Annotated in this window: 15 protein-coding genes; 14 read left to right on the top strand and 1 reads right to left on the bottom strand. The window is 70.8% G+C overall.

The window, feature by feature from the left end:
• The first annotated feature begins 23 nt into the window (after positions 1 to 23).
• From ligD to treF, 6 genes are all read left to right on the top strand, one after another.
• Positions 24 to 2,666, top strand: coding sequence for a DNA ligase D (gene ligD / locus C1707_RS22570; RefSeq protein WP_101714306.1), 2,643 nt, complete (start codon positions 24 to 26; stop codon positions 2,664 to 2,666).
• Positions 2,667 to 2,705: 39 nt separating this feature from the next.
• Positions 2,706 to 3,731, top strand: coding sequence for an acyltransferase family protein (locus tag C1707_RS22565; protein WP_240633799.1), 1,026 nt, complete (start codon positions 2,706 to 2,708; stop codon positions 3,729 to 3,731).
• Positions 3,732 to 3,844: 113 nt separating this feature from the next.
• Positions 3,845 to 4,321, top strand: a complete 477-nt coding sequence (locus C1707_RS22560) for an RNA polymerase sigma factor (protein WP_240633798.1) — start codon at positions 3,845 to 3,847, stop codon at positions 4,319 to 4,321.
• 11 nt (positions 4,322 to 4,332) lie between these two features.
• Positions 4,333 to 5,421, top strand: coding sequence for a FecR family protein (locus C1707_RS22555; RefSeq protein WP_101714305.1), 1,089 nt, complete (start codon positions 4,333 to 4,335; stop codon positions 5,419 to 5,421).
• Positions 5,422 to 5,479: 58 nt separating this feature from the next.
• Positions 5,480 to 8,056 carry a TonB-dependent receptor gene (locus C1707_RS22550; protein ID WP_101714304.1) on the top strand — a complete coding sequence of 859 codons (2,577 nt, stop codon included), beginning with the start codon at positions 5,480 to 5,482 and terminating at the stop codon, positions 8,054 to 8,056.
• Between the two features lie 91 nt (positions 8,057 to 8,147).
• Positions 8,148 to 9,740: an alpha,alpha-trehalase TreF gene (gene treF / locus C1707_RS22545; protein WP_101714303.1), complete on the top strand. Its 1,593-nt coding sequence runs from the start codon at positions 8,148 to 8,150 to the stop codon at positions 9,738 to 9,740.
• Here the strand turns inward: treF and C1707_RS22540 are convergent.
• Positions 9,737 to 10,504, bottom strand: coding sequence for a Crp/Fnr family transcriptional regulator (locus C1707_RS22540; RefSeq protein ID WP_240633797.1), 768 nt, complete (start codon positions 10,502 to 10,504; stop codon positions 9,737 to 9,739). The two genes, treF and C1707_RS22540, sit on opposite strands and share 4 nt — an antisense overlap.
• A gap of 43 nt (positions 10,505 to 10,547) precedes the next feature.
• Here C1707_RS22540 and C1707_RS22535 point away from each other — a divergent pair, with 43 nt between their 5' ends.
• The 8 genes from C1707_RS22535 (at position 10,548) to C1707_RS22505 (ending at position 21,949) form a co-directional block, all read left to right on the top strand.
• Positions 10,548 to 12,572, top strand: a complete 2,025-nt coding sequence (locus C1707_RS22535) for a toll/interleukin-1 receptor domain-containing protein (protein ID WP_101714302.1) — start codon at positions 10,548 to 10,550, stop codon at positions 12,570 to 12,572.
• Positions 12,573 to 12,595: 23 nt separating this feature from the next.
• Positions 12,596 to 13,012, top strand: a complete 417-nt coding sequence (locus C1707_RS22530) for a hypothetical protein (protein ID WP_101714301.1) — start codon at positions 12,596 to 12,598, stop codon at positions 13,010 to 13,012.
• Position 13,013: 1 nt separating this feature from the next.
• Complete coding sequence (locus C1707_RS22525) at positions 13,014 to 14,768, top strand: tetratricopeptide repeat-containing protein (protein ID WP_101714300.1); 1,755 nt, start codon at positions 13,014 to 13,016, stop codon at positions 14,766 to 14,768.
• Positions 14,769 to 15,081: 313 nt separating this feature from the next.
• A complete protein-coding gene (locus C1707_RS22520; protein WP_101714299.1) occupies positions 15,082 to 16,350 on the top strand; it encodes a hypothetical protein in 1,269 nt (422 codons plus the stop codon).
• Complete coding sequence (locus C1707_RS26315; RefSeq protein WP_164467439.1) at positions 16,347 to 16,487, top strand: hypothetical protein; 141 nt, start codon at positions 16,347 to 16,349, stop codon at positions 16,485 to 16,487. The genes C1707_RS22520 and C1707_RS26315 overlap by 4 nt, the downstream gene beginning before the upstream one ends.
• An 88-nt stretch (positions 16,488 to 16,575) precedes the next feature.
• The gene (locus tag C1707_RS22515; RefSeq protein ID WP_240633795.1) at positions 16,576 to 19,083 is read left to right on the top strand and encodes a zinc-dependent metalloprotease; all 2,508 of its coding nucleotides are present in this window, start codon (positions 16,576 to 16,578) and stop codon (positions 19,081 to 19,083) included.
• 48 nt (positions 19,084 to 19,131) lie between these two features.
• Positions 19,132 to 20,901: a CIA30 family protein gene (locus C1707_RS22510; RefSeq protein WP_101714298.1), complete on the top strand. Its 1,770-nt coding sequence runs from the start codon at positions 19,132 to 19,134 to the stop codon at positions 20,899 to 20,901.
• A 178-nt stretch (positions 20,902 to 21,079) separates the two neighbouring features.
• On the top strand, positions 21,080 to 21,949 hold the full coding sequence (locus C1707_RS22505) for a pentapeptide repeat-containing protein (RefSeq protein ID WP_101714297.1): 870 nt from the start codon (positions 21,080 to 21,082) through the stop codon (positions 21,947 to 21,949).
• Positions 21,950 to 22,069 lie beyond the last annotated feature (120 nt).

Genomic DNA, 22,069 nt, shown 5'->3' with positions numbered 1-22,069 from the left:
GTTTTCAGACGAGGAACGGGAAGATGGCGCAGTCGCAACTGACCGAGTATCGCCGCAAGCGCGACTTCGCCAAGACGGCCGAACCCAGCGGCGAGCGCGCCGTGGCCGCCGCGCCGCATCTGCGATTCGTCATCCAGAAGCACGACGCCACGCGCCTGCACTACGACTTCCGGCTGGAGGTCGACGGGGTGCTGAAGTCCTGGGCCGTGACCAGGGGGCCTTCGCTGGATCCCGCAGACAAACGGCTGTCGGTCGAGGTCGAGGACCATCCGCTCGACTACGGCGACTTCGAGGGCACGATCCCCAAGGGCCAGTACGGCGGCGGCACGGTGCAGCTGTGGGACCGCGGCTACTGGGCGCCGGAGCCTGGCTTCGAAGACGTCGGCAAGGCCCTGAAGAAGGGCGAGCTGAAGTTCGTGCTGGAGGGCGAGCGCCTGCACGGCGGCTGGGTGCTGGTCCGCATGAACTGGGATCGCAACGCCAAGGACGGAAAGGGCAAGCGCAGCAACTGGCTGCTGATCAAGCACGCCGACGAGGCGGCGCGGCCAGGCGAGGGAGCGGCGATTCTCGAAGAGGACCGTTCGATCGCGTCGGACCGGACCATGGCCGACATCGCGGCCGGCAAGGGCAAGTCGCCCAAGCCGTTCATCCTAAAGTCCAGGGGCAAGGCCGACGCCGTCTGGAAGTCGCGCACCAAGGCCGAGCGCGAAGCCCTGGCCAAGGAGGCGCAGGAGACCCGCAGCTTCGCGCCGGCCAGGCCCGCGTCAAAGACGGCCGCCGCGAAGGCGAAGCCCGCCGCCATGCCGCGCTTCGTCGAGCCGCAGCTCTGCAAGTCGGTCGACCGGCCGCCGCAGGGCGAGGGCTGGGCGCACGAGATCAAGTTCGACGGCTATCGCCTGCAGCTGCGCGTCGAGGATGGTCGGGCGGTCCTTCGCACGCGCAAGGGCCTGGACTGGACCGAGCGGTTCGCCGGTGTCGCCGAGGCGGCCGCCGACCTTCCGGACGCGATCGTCGACGGCGAGGCGGTGGTGCTGGACGAGGCCGGCCAGCCGGATTTCGCGGCCCTGCAGGCGGCGCTGGCCGAGGGCGGGGAGGGCGAGATCATCTTCTTCGCCTTCGACCTGTTGTTCGCGGGCGGCGAGGATCTGCGGACCCTGCCGTTGCGCGAGCGCAAGGCGCGGCTCAAGGCGCTGCTGGGAGAAGACGAGCCGCGGTTGCGCTATGTCGACCACTTCGAGACGGCGGGCGACGCGGTGCTGCTGTCGGCCTGCAGGCTGGAGCTCGAGGGCATCATTTCCAAGCGACTCGACGCGCCGTATCGCTCTGGTCGCAGCGAGACCTGGACCAAGGCCAAGTGCCGGGCCGGGCACGAGGTGGTGATCGGCGGCTGGACGACGACGGGAACCGCCTTCCGCTCGCTGATCGCCGGGGTGATGCGGGACGGCAAGCTCGTTCACGTCGGCCGGATCGGCACGGGTTTCGGCAAGGACAAGGTCGCGAAACTTCTCCCGAAACTGAAGGCGCTCGAGACCGACCGCTCGCCGTTCCAGGGGCAGGGCGCGCCGAGGAAGGCCGCCAACATCCACTGGGTGAAGCCGCAGCTGGTGGCCGAGATCGAATATGCCGGCTTCACCGGCGAGGGCGCGATCCGCCAGGCCGCCTTCAAGGGGCTCCGCGAGGACAAGCCGGCCTCGGAGGTCGCGGCCGACGCCGTGCCGGCCGCCCAGGCGGAACTGGCCGAACCCGCGCCCAAGGCCGCCAAGGCCGTGACGTCCAAGTCCGACTGCGTCGTGCTGGGCGTGCCGATCTCCAAGCCCGACAAGCCGCTTTGGCCCGACGCGGGCGACGGCGAGCCGGGGACCAAGCTCGATCTCGCCCGCTACTATGCCGCCGTCGGCGAGTGGATGCTGCCGCACATCGAGGGCCGGCCGGCCTCGGTGATCCGCGTGCCGGACGGCATTGGCGGCGAGACCTTTTTCCAGCGCCACGCCATGCGCGGGGTGTCGTCGTTGATCGAGACCGTGACAGTCGAAGGCGACAAGCAGCCCTACATCAAGTTCGACCGCATCGAGGCTCTGGTCGCCGCGGCCCAGATCGCCGCCGTCGAGATCCATCCCTGGAACTGCCAGCCAGGCGATCCCGAGGTCGCCGGCCGGCTGGTCTTCGACCTTGACCCCGCGCCCGAGGTGACCTTCGAGGATGTCATCGTCGCCGCCCGTGAGATGCGCGATCGCCTTGAGGAGCTGGGCCTCGCCAGCTTCTGCAAGACCACCGGCGGCAAGGGGCTGCACGTGGTCACGCCGCTGTCGGACAAGGTCCCGTGGGACCAGGCCAAGGCCTTCGCCCGCGAGGTCTGCGCCCGCATGGCCGCCGACGATCCCGACCGCTACCTGATCACGATGAGCAAGAAGGCCAGGGTCGGGAAGATCTTCCTGGACTACCTGCGCAATGACCGCACCAGCACGGCGGTCGCCCCGCTGTCGGCGCGCGCGCGGCCGGGTGCGACGGTGTCGATGCCGCTGAACTGGACGCAGGTGAAGGCGGGACTGGATCCTGGCCGCTTCACGATCCGCACCGCGCCCGAGTTGATCGCCAAAAGCACGGCCTGGGCAGACTACGCCGACGCGGTCAAGCCCCTGAAGGCGGCGATCAAGCGGCTCGGCTAAGGCTTGCCCCGCGCCCCCGCATCGTGACACCACCATGCGGTGACGATCGCGACGACCAAGGACGAAGGCCGCTACACCGCCCTGGACGGGCTGCGCGGCGTCGCGGCGCTGGGGGTGCTGCTCTACCACATCGCCGACTGGTCGGGCCGCCGCGGGCATTTCGCGCACGGCTACCTGGCCGTCGATTTCTTCTTCTGCCTCAGCGGCTTCGTGCTGGCCCACGCCTTCGAGCAGCGGCGGATCGGGTTCGGCAAGTACCTCGTGGCGCGCTGGGTGCGGGTCTGGCCGATGCTGGCCATCGCCACCGTCGCCGGCGCGCTGCTGACCGGCAAGGGCGACGCCGAGACCTGGACCGACTTCGCCAGGGGCCTTCTGCTGATCCCCAAGTTAGCGCCGATGGAGGCGGGGACCTTCCCCTCGCTGTTTCCCTTCAACCCGCTGGCCTGGTCGCTGTGCCTGGAGGTGCTGGTCAGCCTGGCCTGGTATCCGTTCCGCCGCGCGCCGGACACGGCGGTGCTGATGTTCATCCTGCTCGCCGGCGCGGCCCTGCTGTTCGTGGCCATCGGCATGGGCGGGCTGCAGACCGGCTGGGACCAGGCGACCTTCGGCCTGGGCGTGCTGCGTGCGGCCTTTCCCTTCGCCATCGGCTGGATGTGCTGGCGTCATCGCACGACCTTCGCTGCCCGCAAGACGTGGCTGCCGGCCGCGCTGCTGCTGGTCGTGCTGGTTCTGCCCGTCTGGCCCGACCGCGTGGCCAACGGACTCTACGACTTCGCCTGCTCGACCTTGCTGTTTCCGGTGCTGGTGCTGCTGGGCGCCTACGACCCCGGCGGCAGGCTGGCCAGGTTCTGCGAGCGGCTGGGCGGGGTGTCGTACCCGCTCTACGCCCTGCATTGGGCGTTCTGGTACGTGATGATCTCGATCTATCCCAATGGCTGGAAGCGTGACCTGCCGCTGTGGTTCTGCGCGCTGGCCTTCTTCGTGCTGCCGGCGGCCTCCTGGGCCGCCTGGCGGTGGGTGGAGACCCCGCTGCGAACGCGCCTGAAGCGATTGACCGGAACCTGAGGCGAGAAAATCGTCGCCCGCCGGTGTGCATCCGGCGAGGATGTGCGTCATGCACTCCGGGAAAGCTGTCGAGACGGACCGTGCGGGCCAAGAGTGAACAGGATCTGGGAAGCTTGGATCGGCGCTATCGGCCCGCGCTGATGGCGTTCTTCATGCGCCGCGCGGCCACTCACAGCGACGCCGAGGACATGACCCAGGAGCTGTTCGCCAAGCTGGCCCTGACCGAGGGCGAGCGGGCGATGGACAACGCCGACGCCTACATCTTCCAGATGGCCGCCAACCTGCTGCGCGACCGGGCGCGGCGCGAGCGGGTGCGATCCAGCTACAGCGCCGCCGTCCGCGCCGAGCCGCTGGACCTGGAGCCCCTCGATCCGGCGCGCGTGCTGATGGGCCGCGAACGCCTTGGCGAGGTGTCCGAGGCCCTGCGCGAACTGCCCGAGCGCACCCGCGCCATCTTCCTGCTGTTCCGGCTGGAGGGCATGAAGCAGGCCGAACTGGCTCAGCTTTACGGCATGACCACCAGCGGCGTGCAGAAGCATATTCTCAAGGCCATGGGCCACCTGACCAAGCGTACGAGGGCCGGGGAATGAATGGGCCCGACATGAGCAACGCCCCGCCCGAGGAGGCCCTGGACGCGGCCGCCGCCTGGTGCGTGCGCCTGGCCGAGAGCGAACTGTCGCCCGCCGAGCAGGCCGAGCTCGAAGCCTGGTTCGCCGCCGATCCGGAACACCGCGTCCTGCTGGACGACGCCGTCTGCGCCTGGCGCGCCATCGACGATCAGGCCATGAGCCCTGGCATGGTCGCGCTGCGGGGCGAGGCCCTGGAAGATCTGCGGCGGGCCCAGCAGGCGCAATGGTCGCGCAAGCCCGGGCGTCGCGTGGTGATCGGCGGCGCGATCGCGGCCTGCCTCGTGGCCGCCCTGGCGGGCGGCGGGCTGGCCTGGCGCGCCAGCCTGCCGGACGTCTATCGCACCACGGAAGGCGAGCGCCGCATCGTCGAGCTGCCTGACGGCTCGCGCGCCTCGCTGGACGCCGCCACCGTGCTACGCGTCCGCTACGACGGCGGCCGGCGCCGGCTGTGGCTCGATGAGGGCCGCGCCAAGTTCTCGGTGGCCAAGGATCCGCTGCGGCCGTTCTCGGTGGCCGCCGACGGCAAGCTGGTGGTCGCCGTCGGCACCACGTTCAGCGTCGAGAAGCTGCCAGGCCAGATGCGCGTGGTGCTCTACGAGGGCCACGTGGCCGTGCTGGACGGGGAGGGGGCTCGCGGCCGGCCGCCGCCGTCCCTGAAGGTCGACGGCGCGCCGGCCGAACGTCTGCTGACGCCGGACCACGAACTGGTCGCCTCGACGACCTCGGACGCGACGATCGTTTCGCCGACCGATCCGTCGCGCGCGGCCTCGTGGGAAAGCGGCCAGCTGGTGTTCCAGGACGAGCCCATGGATCTCGCCGTCGAGCGGGTGAATCGCTACGCTCGCGAGAAGCTGCGGATCGCCGATCCGGCTGTCGGCCGGCTGAAGATCAGCGGCGTCTTCACCTCGGGCGACACGCGCGCCTTCGTCGACGGCGTCACGGCCGTGCTGCCGGTGCGGGCCGAGCCGACGTCTGGCGAGACGGTGCTGCGGATCGCCAGGCGGCAAAGTGACGGGGGGCAAAAAAAGATCAGCGGCGCTGGTGAGTCTTCCGCGGACTGAGGCGTCTCACTGACCAAAGCGCCGCCAAAGAACAATGATCGGCGCGAGGGAGGGAAAGATGCGCAAGAGCTTCGACCGCCGCTTCGTCTGGGGCGCCGCCACCGCTACCGCCGCCGTGCTGGCGGCCCTGACCGCGCCGACCGCCGGCTACGCCCAGCAGCGCGCGACCTACAGTTTCGACATTCCGGCCCAGGACCTGGGCGGCGCCCTGCGGGCCTTCGGCCGAGCTTCGGGCCAGCAACTGGCCTTCGACGAGACCCAGATCCGCGGCAAGCGCAGCGCCGGGCTGAAAGGCAGCTTCTCGGCCGAAGAGGGTCTCAAGCGCCTGCTGGCCGGCTCCGACATGGTGGCCCAGTCCACCGCCAGCGGCGTCTACGCCATTCGCGGCCGCGGCCTGCTGGTCGCCGCCAGCGCCACGGCCCAGGCCGCCCCGGCCGTGGCCGCCGAGCCGCCGGCCCAGCCCGAGGCGCCTTCGGAAGTCGAGGAGGTCATCGTCGTCGGCACTCCCGGCGGCGCCGGCATCGACAAGCTGTCGGCCAGCTTCGCGGTCAGCACCGTCAACGCCGCCGACATCACCAAGGCCTCGCCCAAGTCGAGCGCCGAACTGCTGGCCCTGGTGCCCGGCGTGTGGGTCGAGACCTCGGGCGGCGTGGCCGGCGCCAACGTCTTCGTGCGCGGCTTCCCGGCCACCGGCGACGCCGAGTTCCTGACCATCCAGCTGCAGGGCGCGCCGATCTATCCGCCCTCGACCCTGTCGTTCCTGGAGAACTCGTCGATCTTCCGCGTCGACGAGACGATCTCGCGGATGGAGGCCCTGCGTGGAGGTCCCAATCCGATCTTCTCCAACGGCCAGCCGGGCCTGACGACCAACTTCATGCTCAAGGAAGGCGGCGAGGAGACAAAGGGCCTGGTGAAGGCCTCGACCTCCGACTACGGCCTGCGCCGCATCGACGGCGTGGTCAGCGGCAAGCTGGCCGACGACCTGTTCTTCATGGTCGGCGGCTACGTCAGCCGCTCGCCCGGCGTGCGCGACACCCAGTTCGACAGTGAAAAGGGCCAGCAGTTCACGGTGAACCTCACCAAGAAGCTGGAGAACGGCAAGATCAACCTCTACGCCCGCGCCACCGACGACCACGGCGCCTGGTACCTGCCGTTCGCCATCAACGTGCCGGGCGTCGACAAGGGGACCTACACCCAGATCGGCGAGCTCTCGCGTCACCAGACCCTGCAGGTCCACGCCGACGGAACGACGCGCCAGTTCGACCTCGCCGACGGCCGCGGCTGGAAGGGCTATGTGGTCGGCGGCAGCTTCGAGCACGATTTCGGCGACGGCTGGACCGTCCGCGACCGCTTCAGCTTCACCAAGGGCGACGCCGACACCTACGGCCTGGTGCCGGACGGCGGGGCGGTGACGGCCTCGTCGGTGGCCACCGTCATCGGCGGCGGCGTGGCCACGCGCGGCGGGACGGCGCTGGGCGCGAACGACTACGTTCAGGCCTGGGGCGCGTGGATCGTCGAGAAGGAGATCGAGGCGCTGACCAACGACTTCAGCGTCTCCAAGAGCTTCGGAAGCCACGAGGTGTCGGCTGGCTACTACGCCTCCAGCTTCTCGTCGGACGACTTCTGGACCATCGGAAACTTCCGTCCCATGCAGGTGAAGGCCAACGGCGACTACCTGGCCGCCAACGTCTCCTGCGCCAACCTGGCGACGGCCGGCAGCGGTTCGGGCTGCTGGAACTACGGCTTGGTCTCGGCCGGCGACGGGCGGGTGGACGCGCTGTACCTGGCCGACGCCTGGCAGGCGACGGAAGCGCTGCGCATCGACCTGGGCGTCCGTCGCGAGCGGTTCAAGACTGACTACGTGGTCGACGACGGGGCCGGCTATCCGGATGGCCTGGCCATCCGCACCACCGACTACAGCAACAGCAAGACCTCCTACACGGTCGGCGCCAACTACGATCTCAACGACGTCTCGGGCGTCTTCGTGCGCTATTCGCGGGGCTACAAGTTCCCCAGCTTCGACAACTTCCGCGAAAACCTGACCGACACCCTGAAGGTCGACCAGTACGAACTGGGCTATAAGCTGCGCAGCGGTCCGTTCGAGCTCTACGCCACCGGCTTCGCCAACGAGTTCAAGGGCGCCAAGTTCGCCGACGTCGGCGGCGTCCAGGAAAGCAACACCAACAAGGCCCGCGGCATCGAGCTCGACGGCCGCTGGAAGTCGAACTTCGGCCTGTCCCTGGCCTTGAACGGCACCTTCCAGAAGACCGAGATCAAGCAGTCGTCGATCCCCGCCAACGCCGGCAACAGCGCCCAGCGCCAGCCCAACTGGCAGATCCGGTTCACGCCCAGCTGGGACGTGCAGCTGGGGACCGTGGACGCCACCTTCTACGGCACGCTCAGCGCCGTCGACGACCGCTACGCCGACAACGCCAACACCCAGGTGCTGAAGGGCTACGAGAAGCTCGATCTCGGCGCGATCTTCCGGGTGGGCGCCTTCGACGTGCAGATCGCCGGCGACAATCTCACCGACAGCCACGGGCTGACGGAAGGCGATCCGCGCTCGACCAGCGGCGCCAACGCGCGACCGATCCTGGGGCGGTCAGTGCGGCTCAGCGTGGGCTACAACTTCTAACCATCTTGCGGGTTCTGACCTGCAACAGATCCTGCGCGCGGGCCGGCTTCCTCCCTGCCGGTCCGCGTCCTTTTTCTTCGATGAGGCCCCGATGATCCGCGCTAGCCTGCTCGCCGTCGTTTCCGCAGCGGCCTGGACGGCGCTGGCGCCGCTCGCCATGGCCCAGACCCCGGCAGCGGAAGTCGCAACGCCCGCCGACACTTACCAAGAGCTTTTCCACCAGGTGCAGACCCGGCGGCTGTTCCCTGACGGCAAGACCTTCGTGGACGCCACGCCCAGGCGCGACCCCGCCGCGATCCTGAAGGATTACCGCGTCCGTGCCCGCTTCACCGACGCCGAGCTGAAGCGCTTCGTGCGCGCCAACTTCGTCGTGCCCGAGGCCCGCGCTGCGCCCGCGCCCAGCGCCGAGCGCACGACGTTGAAGGCCCACGTCGCGCAGCTGTGGCCACACCTTACCCGCGAGCCGGTCAAGCCCGTGGCCGGCGGTTCGGCCCTGGCGATGGCCAAGCCGTTTGTCGTGCCGGGCGGGCGCTTCCGCGAGATCTACTACTGGGACAGCTACTTCACGATGCTGGGCCTCAAGCTCGACGGGCGGAGCGATCTGGTCGAGAGCATGATCGACGACTTCGGCGGCCTGATCGACGCCCACGGCCACATCCCCAACGGCGCGCGCACCTACTATCTCAGCCGTTCGCAGCCGCCGTTCTTCTACGCCATGGTCGGCCTGTCGGAGGCGAGCGACCCGGCGGTGGTCAAGGCCCGCGTCGACCTGATGCGGCGCGAGCACGCCTTCTGGATGGACGGCGAGAAGAGCGTCGCGCCGGGCAAGGCCTGGCGCCGTGTCGTCGCCTTGCCGGGCGGAGCGGTGCTGAACCGCTACTACGACGACCGCGTCACGCCGCGCGACGAGTCCTACCGCGAGGACCTCGAGACCGCCCGAGAGGCGTCGCTGGCCACCGGGCGGCCGCCCTCTGAGGTGTTCCGCGACCTGCGGGCCGGCGCCGAGAGCGGCTGGGACTTCTCCTCGCGCTGGATGGCCGACGGCCAGCACCTGAAGACCATCCGCACCACGGCGATCGTGCCCGTCGACCTCAACGCCCTGATGTACGGCCTGGAAGGCGCGATCTCGGCCGGCTGCGCGCGTATCGCCGACACGGCGTGCGTCGCCGAGTTCGACGGCCGCGCCAAGGCCCGCAAGGCGGCCATGGACTCGGTGCTGTGGGACGCCTCGCGCGGCGTCTATCTTGACTACCTGTGGACAGGCGGCGAGCGGATCGACGCCCTCAGCGCCGCGACCCTCTACCCGCTGTTCGTCGGCGCGGCCTCGCCGGAGCAGGCCAAGGCCGTGGCGACCGCGACCCGCGCCCAGCTGCTGGCTTCGGGCGGCCTGCGCACCACCACACGCCGCACGGGCCAGCAGTGGGACACGCCCAATGGCTGGGCGCCGCTGCAGTGGGTGGCCGTCGCCGGTCTGCGTCGCTACGGCGAGACGGGCCTGGCTTCCGATGTCTCGGATCGCTGGCTGGCTACCGTCGAGCGCGAATATCGCGCCAGCGGCAAGATGCTCGAGAAGTACGACGTCGAGGAGGCCAAGGCCGGCGGGGGCGGGGAGTATCCGCTGCAGGACGGCTTCGGCTGGACCAACGGCGTCACCCGGGCCCTGCAGGAGAGCGCGGGGAACTAGAGCTCCGGCTCGTCTCCGCCCAGGCGCTCGATCTCGGCGACCAGGCCGTCGATGTCGAGGATGGTCAGGGTGCGGCCCTGCTTGGCGATCAGGTTGCGGGTCTCCAGCCGGTTGAGCTCGCGGGTCACGGCCTCGCGCTGGGCGCCGGCCAGGACGGCGATCTCGGCGTGGGTCGGGGCGCGGGTCAGCACCGCCCGGTTGTCCTCGATGCCGACGTCGGTGGCCAGGCGCAGCAGCTCCATCTGAACCCGGCAGGGCGCCGAGACGGCGTTCAGCTCGAACACCCGGCTGCTGAGCGCCCGCACCATGGCCGCCAGGTCTTCCATCACCGCGCGGGTGAAGTTGGCCGAACTGGCCATCAGTTCGGCGACCAGCGCCTCGGGCAGCCGGCCGACCACGGCCTCGGTCAGGGCGGTGACGTTGGCCGAGCGCGGCAGGCGGTCGATGGCGGCGATCTCGCCGAAGTATGAACCCGGCTGCAGCCGGCGATAGCCGACCTCCCGGCCCGAGCGCGCGTACTGGTTCACCAGCAGCAGCCCCTGGACGACCACGTAGATCGCGCCGCCTGGATCGTGCCGCTGCACCAGCCGCGCGCCGCGGCGCACGGACAGGATTTCGATGCGCGCGGCCAGGCTCTCGACCTCCGCCGGCGCCATGTGGCGCAGCAGGCGGCAGCTGGCCAGGGCCTGTAGACGGGAGGCCTGATCGCCGAAGCCTGCCGCGTTCGAAGCGCCAGCGGTGGCGGCGTTCGCGGAAGAGTCCATAATCGCCGCTCCTGAGTTCGCGTACGGGGAGAGTCGAGGGGCAATGGGGGACTTAAACTACAAGGCCTTCATCAGCTACAGCCATGGCGACGGCAAGCTGGTCGATTGGCTGCACAGGCGGCTGGAAGCCTATCGCCCGCCCAAGGGCGCCGGGCCCGCCGATGCGCGTCCGTTGCGGCCGATCTTCCGCGATCGCGCCGAGCTTTCGGCCGCCGCCGATCTGGGCGGAGCGATTCGCGAGGCGCTGGACCGTTCCGAGCACCTGATCGTCGTCTGTTCGGAGGCGTCGCGGCGCTCCAAGTGGGTGGGCGAGGAAATCCGTCACTTCCTGTCGACCCACGGTCCCCAGCGGGTGATCTGCGTCCTGGTCGACAGCCCCGAAGGCGGCGGCGAGGTGATCGACTGCCTGCCGCCCTTGCTGCGCGAGGCCTTTCCGCCCGGCGGCGAGCCCCTGGCGGCCGACCTGCGCCCCGGCGGCGACGGGCACCGCCTGGCGTTCCTGAAGGTCGCCGCGACGCTGCTCGGGGTGCGGTTGGACAACCTGATCCAGCGCGACGCCCGCCGGCGCTCGCGCTGGATGGCCGCCACCACGGCGGGCGCGCTCGGCGTCGCCGTGGTCACCGGAGCCCTGGCGGTGGTCGCCTTCGACGCTCGCCGCGAGGCCGAGGCCCAGCGCGCCGAGGCCGAAGACCTCGTCGCCTACATGCTGGGCGACCTTCGCAAGAAGCTGGAGCCGGTGGGGCGCCTGGACGTGCTAGACGGCGTCGGCGCCCGGGCCTTGGCCCACTACGCCCATGTCGACCCCCGAGACCTCGACGACGAGGATCTTTCGCAGCAGGCCAAGGCCCAGACCCTGCTGGGCGAGATCCGCGACAAGCGCGGCGACCTGAAGGGCGCCCGCCAGGCCTTCTCGCAGGCCGCTCTGACCTCCGAAGCCCTGTCGAACCGCAACCCGCAGGACGGCGAGCGCCTGTACGAGCACGCCCAGAACGTCTTCTGGCTGGCCTATGTCGACTGGCGGCTGGCGCGGACGGCCGACGCCGAGGCGGGGTTCCGACGCTATGGCGAACTGGCCGAGCGGCTGACCAGGCTGGATCCGAACAACCTCGACTGGCGCATGGAGGTCGCCTACGCCCGCAACAACCTCGGCACGCTGCTGCTGGACGAGGGGCGCAACAAGGACGCGCTGGCGGCTTTCGACGACGCCCGCATCCGCTTCGAAGCGGCGGCCAAGGCGGCGCCGGACGCGACGCAGCCGGTGAAGGATCTGGCCGACGCCCACGCCTGGCTGTCGGACACCCACTATCGCCTGGGCCAGATGCCCCAGGCCTACGAGCAGCGCGCCATCGCCCAGTCCATCGTGGCCGGCCTGCTCAAGAAGGATCCCGAAAACCGGCCGATGACCGCCAAGCTCTACGCCGGCCAGCTGGCCCTGGCGCGGCGGGCCCTGGACCTGGGTCGCGTCGATGAAGCCCGCCGGCTGGTCGACGGGGCGCGGCGCGGCTTCCGAGAGCTGACAACCCTCGATCCGGAGAACGCCAACTGGCTGGACTACGCGGCCAATGCGGAGCTTGACGCCTTCGACGTCGCTTTCGCCGCTGGCGACGTGGCGACCGCGCGCGCGGTCCATGCCGAGGCGGTGCGCCGGATCGAGCGCCTGCGGAGCCTCAATCCCGAGGTCTACGCCTGGATGGCCCGTCTAAACGGAAAGCTCCGGGTGCAGGCGATCCGTCTGGCCGAGGTCGACGGCCAGCCCGAGGCGGCCAAGGCGGCCGCGCGCGAGATCGAGCAGTCCCTGGCCGGCCGAACGGGACGCAAGGGCGACGCCGAGCTTGAGGTCTGGCTGTTGGGCATGGCCCACCTGGCGCAGGGCAGAACCGACGAGGTGATCAGGGTGCTGGAACCCCGTCGCGACAGCTTGTCGCCCGAGGCGCTCTACATCCTGGCCCGGGCTTTCCACAGCCAGGGAAGAATTTCCGAGGCGACGGCCATAGTGAACAAACTTCGTTTACGTGGGTATGCGAGACCCGACTTCGTTGCGTTTTCACGCGATTCATCTCTAGGTTAACTCGCCTATAGGGGGAATTTTCTATGCTCAGCCACAACGGTACGAACCCGGAACCGGATCTGGTCATCGACATCATCGTCGGCTTCGACGGCAACCTCAGCTTCATGGACCTGTTCCCGAACCCGCCGGAACCGCTGGACCTCGACCTGAAGCAGCGCTGCGTGCTGCAGTTCCGTCTCAGCGACGACCTGCTGTCGAAGGGCTGGGGCTTCCAGCCGACCCCGATCTCGTTCGAGAACGACTGGGGTCAGAACTTCTCCAGCTACTACTGGACCAACTACACGCCCCCGGGCGCCGAAGAGCCGGTTCCGTACTCGCAGTTCCGCGTCGTGTACGAGTGCAAGCGCATGGGCATCTTCGTCTACAGCCTGTTCATGCACGACGCCCTGGGCCAGGCGATCGACCTGGATCCGCTGATCGAAAACGGCACCGGCCGCTAAGCTGAGCGCCGAAGCGTCCTTCGACGAGCTCGCCGCGCTGCTTAGACGCGGCGAGCATCTTTCCGCCTACGATCTGGCGCGCCGCGCCCTCGACGAGGGGCAAGGCTCGCTGGCCCTGGCCCACGCGGCCGTGCTCTCGCTGGCCCGCGCCGGCGCCACCGATTTCGCCCGCGCCGAGTTCGTGCGCCTGGGCCTCTCGCATTCCACCGATCCCGAAGCCCTTTCGCTGGGCGCCCGTCTGCTGAAGGACGTGGCCCTGAGCGCCGACGGCCCGCGCCGACGGGCCTTCGCGCGCGCTTCGGCGCGCGACTACGTCGCCGCCGCGACCAACGGCGGCGGGCGCTACGGCCTGGTGAACGCCGCCACCATGAGCCTGCTGGCGGGAGAAGGCGCCCGCGCCGCCTCGTTGGCCATGGCCGCCCTCGACGATGCCGGCGGCGGCGCCGCCGAAGGGGAGGCCGGCTATTTCGACCGCGCCAGCCGCGCCGAGGCGCTGTTCCTGCTGGGCCGGCGCGAGGCCGCCGCCGACATGCTGGCCGCCGCGGTCGCCAGCGCCCCGACCAGTCTTTCGGCCCACGCCTCTACCCTGCGCCAGCTTTCGATGATTGCCGCCGAGCTCGGCGCGCCGACGGCCTGGCTCGAAATCCTGCGGCCGCCCGCGACGGCGCATTTCACCGGCCACATGTTCGCCGTCCGCGCCGCCGGCGAGGAAGCCGACCTCAAGGCCCGCATGGCCGATCTCGTGCGGGCGCAGAAGATCGGCTTCGGCTACGGCGGTCTGGCGGCCGGCGCCGACATCCTGTGGGCCGAGACGCTGCTGGAGGCCGGGGCGGAACTGCACGTCGTCGCGCCGCTGGCCATGGCCTCCTATGTCGAGACCTCGGTGCGGCCGTTCGGGGAGGCGTGGGTCGAACGGTTCCAGACCTGCCTCGACCGGGCCGCGTCCGTGCGGTTCGCCGCGCGCGACCCCTATGCCGGCGACGACGAGGTCTTCGCCTACGCCAGTCGCTTCGCCGTCGGCTGTGCGATCCTGCGGGCCGAGGGCCTGTCGACGCGCGCCGTGCAGGTCGCGGTCTGGGACGGCCGGCCGGCCGCCGGGCCGGCGGGGGCCGCGGCCGACATCGCCTACTGGCGCGAGACCGGCCGGCCGCAGACGGTCCTTCCGTTCGAACGTCCCGCGCCCGACGCCGCCCAGGTGGCGGCTTCGGCGGCGGACGGGGGCGAGCGCGGGGTCAAGGCGATGCTGTTCATCGACGTGCGCGGCTTCGGCGCGCTGCACGACGCGCAGGTGCCGGCCTTCTTCGAGGTGATCATGGCGGGCATGGCCGAGGCCATCGCCGGCCTGGCCGCACCGGCCGAGCACGTGGAGACCTGGGGGGACGGGGTGTTCCTGGTGTTCGATCAGCCCTCCGACGCCGCCGAGGCGGCGCTGGTCCTGCTCGAGGCTCATCGCCGCCTGAACCTGCGCGCGCGCGGCCTGCCGCGGCACCTGGGCCTGCGGATCGGCGGGCACTACGGGCCGGTGCATCTGCGGGTGAACCCGATCACCGGCGCCCAGGCGGTGGTCGGCGCCCACGTGGTCGTCGCTGCCCGCATCGAGCCCGACGTGGCGCCCGGCGCGGCCTATGTCAGCGAGGCCATGGCCGGCATCCTGGCCACCCACCACGCCGACCGCTATCGCTGCGGCTACGTGGGTCGCACCACGCCTCGCAAGAGCTTCCCGCCGGTCTCGATCTTCAATCTTTCGCGCCGCTGAAAACCTCGTCGCACCCCCTGTGAAAAATTGCACAGCAGGGCTTACGGGCTTGGGACATTCTGTCGCAGATCACGGACGGCCGGGCCGAAAAGCCTCCAGAGCGGACGTCCAGCGATCAGGGACCCGGAGTCGTCTCGCCATGACGGCTCCGGGTTTCCCAGGCCATTGGCGCGCGAGGAAGTCTTGGGGGGCTCTTCGCATGCGGGGCGGGGGCCGCTCGTGACGCTCGCGAGCGGCCCATCGCCGACCCCAGGGGTGGAGTTGCGGCGTTGCGAAGCATCGAGGACCGACGGCCTGAGCCGCGGGGCTGGCGATGAACGGGCTTCTGCTCTTCGCCGGCGACGCCAGCGGCCGCTCCGCACAATCGGGAAACCTGTTCGACCTGGGCCTGGCCGACTGGCGTGACGTCGCCGCGCTGGGCCGCGTCGCCGGCGAGACCCGCACGGCGCTGCAGGCTTCGCGCCATCGTCGCGACATCGTCGACTTTCTGGGCGAAGTGGTCGGTTCGGCCCTGGAGCCGCGTCGCGGCGGCCGGGCCGTCGAGGCCAGCGAGCCGTGCGTCGAAGCCCAGAGGCTGCTCGCCGCCTGGACCGGCCTGGACGCCGTGCTGCAAGGCCAGGGGCTCGACCTGCAGCTCGGCATGGCCGCGTTCGCCCGCGATCTGGTCTCATACGGCCGGGACGTGGCGCCGCCGCTCTACCGACAACTGCTGAGCGGCGACCACGAGGCGGCGCTGGAGGCGCTGCGGCTGCAGATCCGCATGCGCGCCGATCGCGCCACCGCCCTGTCCGCCGCGATGCGCGGCTTCGCCACCCGCGCGGGGGCCTTCGCCGCCGCCTTCGCCGCCTTCGAACGCGACCCGGCGGTGCGCATCTCGCTTCGGGAAGCGCCGGAACTGTGCCTGTCCTATGATGACGACGGCGTGGCGCGCCTGGAGCCGGTGAAGGGGGGCGCGGCCCGCCAGTTCTGGCGGCTGCAGCTCGACCAGATCGCCGACGCCCATCGTCTGCGCTCGGCCGCCGATCCGGCGCTGCACCTTCACATCACCGCCGACGACAAGCTGTGGACGCTGGCAAACGCCGCCACGCCGTTCGGCTTCCCGCTGATCAGCGAGGGGCCGCCGCCGCGCGTGGGCGCTCTGGCGGAACTGCCGGTCGGCGCCGATCTCTTCCGTGTGCCGCCGCGCCAGGGCGCGACGCTCGAGAACGTGGCCTTTCCGGAACATGCGCTCGACGTGGCCGAGGTGCAGGCCGGGGCGCCGCTGCGCCTGTGGGAGAAGACGGGCCTGCCGACGCAGCAATGGACGTTCAGTCCCTCGCCGCGCACGCGCCGCGAGATCGCCCTGCACGACATCGCCGCCCCGGCGGCTGGCCTGGCGGCGACCGTGGCCGGCGTTCGCGGCCTGCGCGGCGACTGGAACGCGGTGCTCGACGATCTGGAGGCGGGGCTGACCGCGCCTGAGGCCTCAGCGGCGGATCTCGACGCCGTCCTCGCCGGCTGGAGCCGGATGGCCGACGCGGCCGAAGCCGCCCTGGCCGAGTTCGAGGCCGAGGCGCGGGCTTTCGACACGGCCGGCTCATGATCCAGCTTTCCAGCCATCCGCAGCCCGATCGCCTAAGGACCGACCCGCGTCCGATGCAGACCCCGCGCCCGTACCTGGACCGTTGCAGGCAGGCCGGAGAGCTGGTCGCCCGCGCCTTGGCCCGCGAGATCCGCTGAGGCTCGTTCCAGCAAAAAGAGGCTTGCCTGTCCTGGCCCGGGGCGAAACCGTCGCCCGCCGCGACTTGAGCGGGAATCGGAGGGGCAGATGAGAAAATCGGACTTCGGCGGCGCCTCGCTGGGGACGCTGGCCATGGCGAGCGCGCTGGCCGTCCTGACGCTGTCCGCCGCGCCGGCCGCCGTGGCCGCTCCGGCCGTCGCCGCTGTGACGCCGGCGGCCGCGCCCAGCCTGCTGCCGGTCAGGACCGACGCCGCCAAGGGCGCGGTCCTGGTCACCCTGCCGGCGCCCGACGCCGACGGGATTTCCGGCCGTTTCCTCTATCAGCCCAGCCTCAGCGGCGGCCTCGGCGCGACGCCCGTTGGCCTTGACCGCGCCGCCACGGGCGACACCCAGGTGCTGGTCTTCCGCCGCGTCGGCAAGCGCGTGCTGGCCGAGTTCGAGAACTTCGGATTCCGCGCCGTGGGCGGCACGGTCGAGGAGCAGCGGACGGTGCGCGACAGCTTCCCCGGCTCGGTGGTCTGGTCGGGCGAGGTGGCGGGCGAGACGCCCGACGGCGGCTTCACGGTCGACCTGGCCGGCTTCCTGCTGCGCGACGCCTTCAACATCACCGGCGCCCTGAAGGACGCCAAGCAGGGCGGCTTCAAGGCCGCGCCGACGCTGAGCTATGTCGACTTCGGCCATGTCGGCGTCTTCCCCGACAATCTCGAATTCGAGGCCCGCCAGACCTTCACCGCCGACGATCCGGGCGGCGAGGTCTCCGGCATCGTCCCCGACGCCCGGTCGGTGACCTTCGGCGTGCATCACAGCTTCATCCGCCTGCCGGGTCCCGGCTTCACGCCGCGGGCCTTCGACCCGCGCACCGGCACCTCGGCCCAGGTGCTGTTCGCCGACTACGCCGTCGGTCTTGAGCAGCCGACCGTGCAGCGCCTGGTGCGCCGCTTCCGCCTCGAGAAGACCGATCCGACGGCGGTCCGGTCGCCGGTCAAGAAGCCGATCATCTTCTATGTCGATCGCGGCGCGCCCGAACCGGTGCGCGGCGCGCTGGTCGAGGGCGGCCGCTGGTGGAACCAGGCGTTCGAGGCCGCCGGCTATGTCGACGCCTTCCGCGTCGAGCCGCTGCCCGAGGGCGTCGATCCGATGGACGCGCGCTACAACGTCGTCAACTGGATCCACCGCCAGACGCGCGGCTGGTCCACCGGCACGACGGTCGTCGATCCCCGCACCGGCGAGATCGTGCGCGGCGTCGTCCAGTTGGGCTCGCTGCGTATCCGCCAGGACCGGATGATCTTCGAGGGCCTGCTGGGCGCCGACAAGACGGGGAAGGGCGGCGTCGACGATCCGATCCAGATCGCGCTGGACCGCATCCGCCAGCTCTCCGCCCACGAGATCGGTCACGCCATCGGCCTGTCTCACAACTTCGCGGGCAGCGTGTACGGCCGCGCCTCGGTGATGGACTACCCCGCGCCGCTGGTGAAGATCGACGGCGACCGCCTGGATCTCTCCGACGCCTACGCCAAGGGCGTGGGGGCCTGGGACGCCTTCGCCATCGACTGGCTCTATTCCGAAGGGGCGCCCGGAAGCGACGAGGCCGCGCGTCTCGACAGGCTGGCCCGCGACGCCCAGGCCAAGGGCTATCGCTACGTCTCCGACGCCGACGCCCGCGGCGCGGCCTCGGCCCAGCCCTATGGCGCGCTGTGGGACAACGGCGCCGATCCGGTGGTCGAGCTCGACAACGTCATGGCCGTGCGCCGCATCGCCCTGTCGCGCTTCGGCCTGAACAGCGTGCCGGCCGGCTCGCCCGCCGCCGACCTGCGCCGGGCGCTGGTGCCGATCTACCTCTTCCATCGCTACCAGGTGGAGGCGGCGGCGAAGTTCGTCGGCGGGGTCGACTACGGCTACGCGGTGGTCGGCGACGGCCGCGAGGCCGCGCCTGCAACGCCGGCGGCCGACCAGCGCCGAGCCTTGGCGGCGCTGGTCCGCACCCTCGACCCCACGGCGCTGGACCTGCCCGACCCGCTGCTGTCGCTGCTGTCGTCGGGGATGTCGGGCTCGCGCGACAAGGCCTACGCCATCGAGATCTTCCCGACCTCCGGCGCCTCGGTGTTCGACCTGCCGACCGCCGCGGAGACCGCCGCCGACCTGCCGCTGTCGCTGCTGCTGACCCCGGCGCGCCTGAACCGGCTGGTCGAGCAGAAGCGCCGCGACCCGGGCCAGTTGGATGTGACCGAGACGGTCGACGCGCTGCTGGCCGCCGTGGCGCCGGGCGGGCCCCAGGCCGACGGCCGCACGGGCGAACTGCGTCGCCGTGTCCGCGCCCGCCTGATCGGAGACCTCGTCGCCGTGCTCGACGACAAGACCCTGTCGCCGACCGCCGCCGCCCAGATCGACGCCTCGCTGCTGCGCTACGCCAAGACCCTCTCGGGCTGGAAGGGCAAGGGGGCGGAGGCCGACCAGGCGGCGCGGATCGCGCGCTTTCTGACCTCGGACGAACGCAAGACGCTGGCGGCGCCGCGCAGCGGCGCGGTGGAAACCTTGCCGCCCGGCATGCCTATCGGCGGGGAGGACTGCTGGTTTTGCGCGCCTGGTTCGTCATGAGGAACGGGCGCGTCTGAAAGCGCCCGTTTCGAACGAGGACGACCGCCCATGACCCGCGCCCGCATCCTGCTCGGCGGCCTCTGCGCCGCCGCGCTCTCGACCTCCCTGGCGGCCGCCCAGCCGCTGGCGGTGATCAACGCCGAGATCTTCGACGCCACGGGCGCGGCGCCGTATCGCGGGACCCTGGTAGTTGAGAACGGCCGCATCCTGGCCGTCGGCCCGAAGGTCAAGGCCCCCAAGGGCGCTACGGTGGTCGACGCCAAGGGCAAGGCGCTGATCCCGGGCCTGTTCGACGTGCATACCCACTGGACGCCCAACGGCGCCCCGGCCGTGATCCCCAAGATCGCCGACGCCTATGTCGCCTCCGGCGTGACGACGGTGAACGACTTCCATCAGCAGCCGGAGAGCTTCGCGCCGCGTCGCGCCTGGCTTGGGACCCTGACCGCGCCGCACGTCAACCTCGTCGCCCGCATCAGCACCCCGGGCGGCCACGGCGCCGACTGGGCCGACCAGGCCACCACCCGCTGGGTCGACACCCCGGAAGGCGCCCGCGCCGCGGTGGAGGCCATCGCCGCCTACAAGCCCGACGCCATCAAGGCCTTCACCGACGGCTGGCGTTATGGCTCGGCGCCCGACAACACCACCATGGACGCCTGGACCCTGAAGGCCCTGACCGAGACCGCTCACAAGTACGGGCTGAAGGTGCTTACCCACACGGTGACGGTCGAGCAGGGCAAGGTCGCGGCGGGCAATGGCGTCGACGTCATCGCCCACAGCCTGCAGGACGCGCCGCTGGATCCAGGCACGATCGCGGCGATCAAGGCCTCGGGCCTGTTCTACGCCCCGACCCTGGCGGTGTACGAACCGGTCAAGCCGGGCGCCAGGCCGCCAGCCGACCCCGACAGCCCGCGCGCGCGCCAGAGCCGCCTGAAGTTCGGCTACGCCCTGGCCAACGCCAAGGCGCTCTATGACGCCGGCGTGCCGCTGGCCCTGGGCACCGACGCCGGCATGACCGGCACGCCGCACGGCTCTTCCAGCCTGCGCGAACTGGAATTGCTGGTGCAGGCGGGCCTGACGCCCGCCCAGGCGCTCACCGTGGGCACGGCCGGCAGCGCGCGGGCCATGAACCTGCTGGCCGACCGCGGCACCCTGGAGGCCGGCAAGCGGGCCGACTTCGTGCTGGTGGCCGGCAAGCCGTGGGAGACGATCTCCGACGCCCGCAAGGTCGAGCGGGTGTTCATCGACGGCAAGCTGTCGTTCGGCCCCGGCGCGACGCGTTCGGCCGCCAATGACCGCATGACCCCGCCGGCGGTGAAGGCCGGGGCGCTGATCGACAACTTCGAACGCGCCGACGGCCGCACCAGCCTCGACACCCTGCGGCTAGATGATTTCGACGGCGGCCGCGACCGCAGCCTGGAAGTCTCGCAGGTCATCGAGCGCGAGGGCGGCGGCAAGGTGCTGAGCGTCGGCGCCCGCATGGCGACCAAGGACGACGCTTCGGCGGGGATCCTGCTGCCGCTGACCCGGGGCTCGGTGGTTCCGGCCGACGCCTCGGCGTTCAAGGGCGTGAAGCTGTCGCTGCGCGGCGACGGCGGCGCCTATGTCGTCAGCCTTGTCGGCGCCGCCGGCCGCTGGACGACCAAGGTCGAGGCCGGGTCGCAGTGGAAGACGATCGAGCTGCCGTTCAGCGCCTTCACGCCGGCTGGGCGTGACAAGGCCGTCTTCACCGGCAAGGACCTGCTGCAGGTCGGCGTCGAGGGCGAGCGTCCGGCCGGCGCGAAGCTCTGGTTCGAGCTCGACGACGTGACTTTCTACTAGTCGCCGAAGGCGTGGCGGTTTGACGCGGCGGGCGCTCGGAGGCTAAGGCCAACAAGCGTTTGGCGGGCGACGGGGATCCCGAATCCCCGTCATTACCGCGATTTAAGTGGTCTAGCGGCGGTGCGGGGCTCAAACCGTTACCAAGCAAGGTCGCTTATCGACCGCACGGAGACCGCCGATGGCCCGCATGGGCATGACACTCGCCGCCGCCCTGGTCATGGGTCTGACGACCCTGGCCGGCCAGGCCCAGGCCAAGGCCTCGATCGAGGACAAGGACGTGGCGCGCCTGGTGTCGCTCGGCGGGGTGTGTGTCAGCTGCGATCTGGCCGGCCGCAAGATGACCGGCGCCAAGTTCAACGGCGCCAACTTCGCCAGGGCCAACCTGATCGGCGCGGATCTGCGCGGCGCGGTGTTCTACGGCTCCAATTTCGCCGCGGCCGACCTGACCCGCGCCGACCTGCGCGGCGCCGAGATGCGCGCCGCCAACTTCCAGGGCGCCAACTTCAATGGCGCGAAGCTGTCGGGCGTGGAATCGGCCGGGGCCAATTTCCAGAACGCCAACCTGTCGCGCGCCGACCTGACCTCGTCCGAGATGCACGGCGTCAACATGGAAGCCGCCACCCTGATCGACGCCCGGCTGTCCAACGCCGAGCTCAACGGCTCGAACCTGTCGTCGGTGAACGCACGCGGCGCCGACTTCTCTAACGCCGAGATCAACGGCTCCAACCTCAGCGGCGGGCGGTTCGACCGCGCGCAGTTCCGCAACGCGTCGCTGACGGCCTCGCACCTGCGCGGCGGCAGTTTCGCCGGCACGGACTTCAAGGGCGCCGACTTCACGGGCGTGCGCTTCCAGGGCGTCGACCTGAGCGGCGCGCGGGGCCTGACCCAGGACCAGCTGGACGAGGCCTGCGGCGAGGCTCGCCTGCCGCCGGGCCTGTCGCTCAAGGGCTGCAGCGGCCGCATCAAGCGCATCACCGTGATGCGCGGCATGCCCGCGCCTCCGGCCCCGCCGGCCGCGCCCGCGCCGCCGTCTCCGCCCCGGCGCTGAACTCGCCTGTAGGGGGTCTTTCTCGCCTGCGGAACGTGCGGACGAGACAGGCGTTTCGCGACATGGTGAACGCTGCGCGGGCTAGGGACCTCGTGGCGATTGCGCGACAGCAGAGGTTGT

It is taken from the genome of Caulobacter flavus (assembly GCF_003722335.1).
Taxonomy (GTDB): Bacteria; Pseudomonadota; Alphaproteobacteria; order Caulobacterales; family Caulobacteraceae; genus Caulobacter; species Caulobacter flavus.
This window is presented reverse-complemented; position numbering and strand designations above follow the sequence as displayed.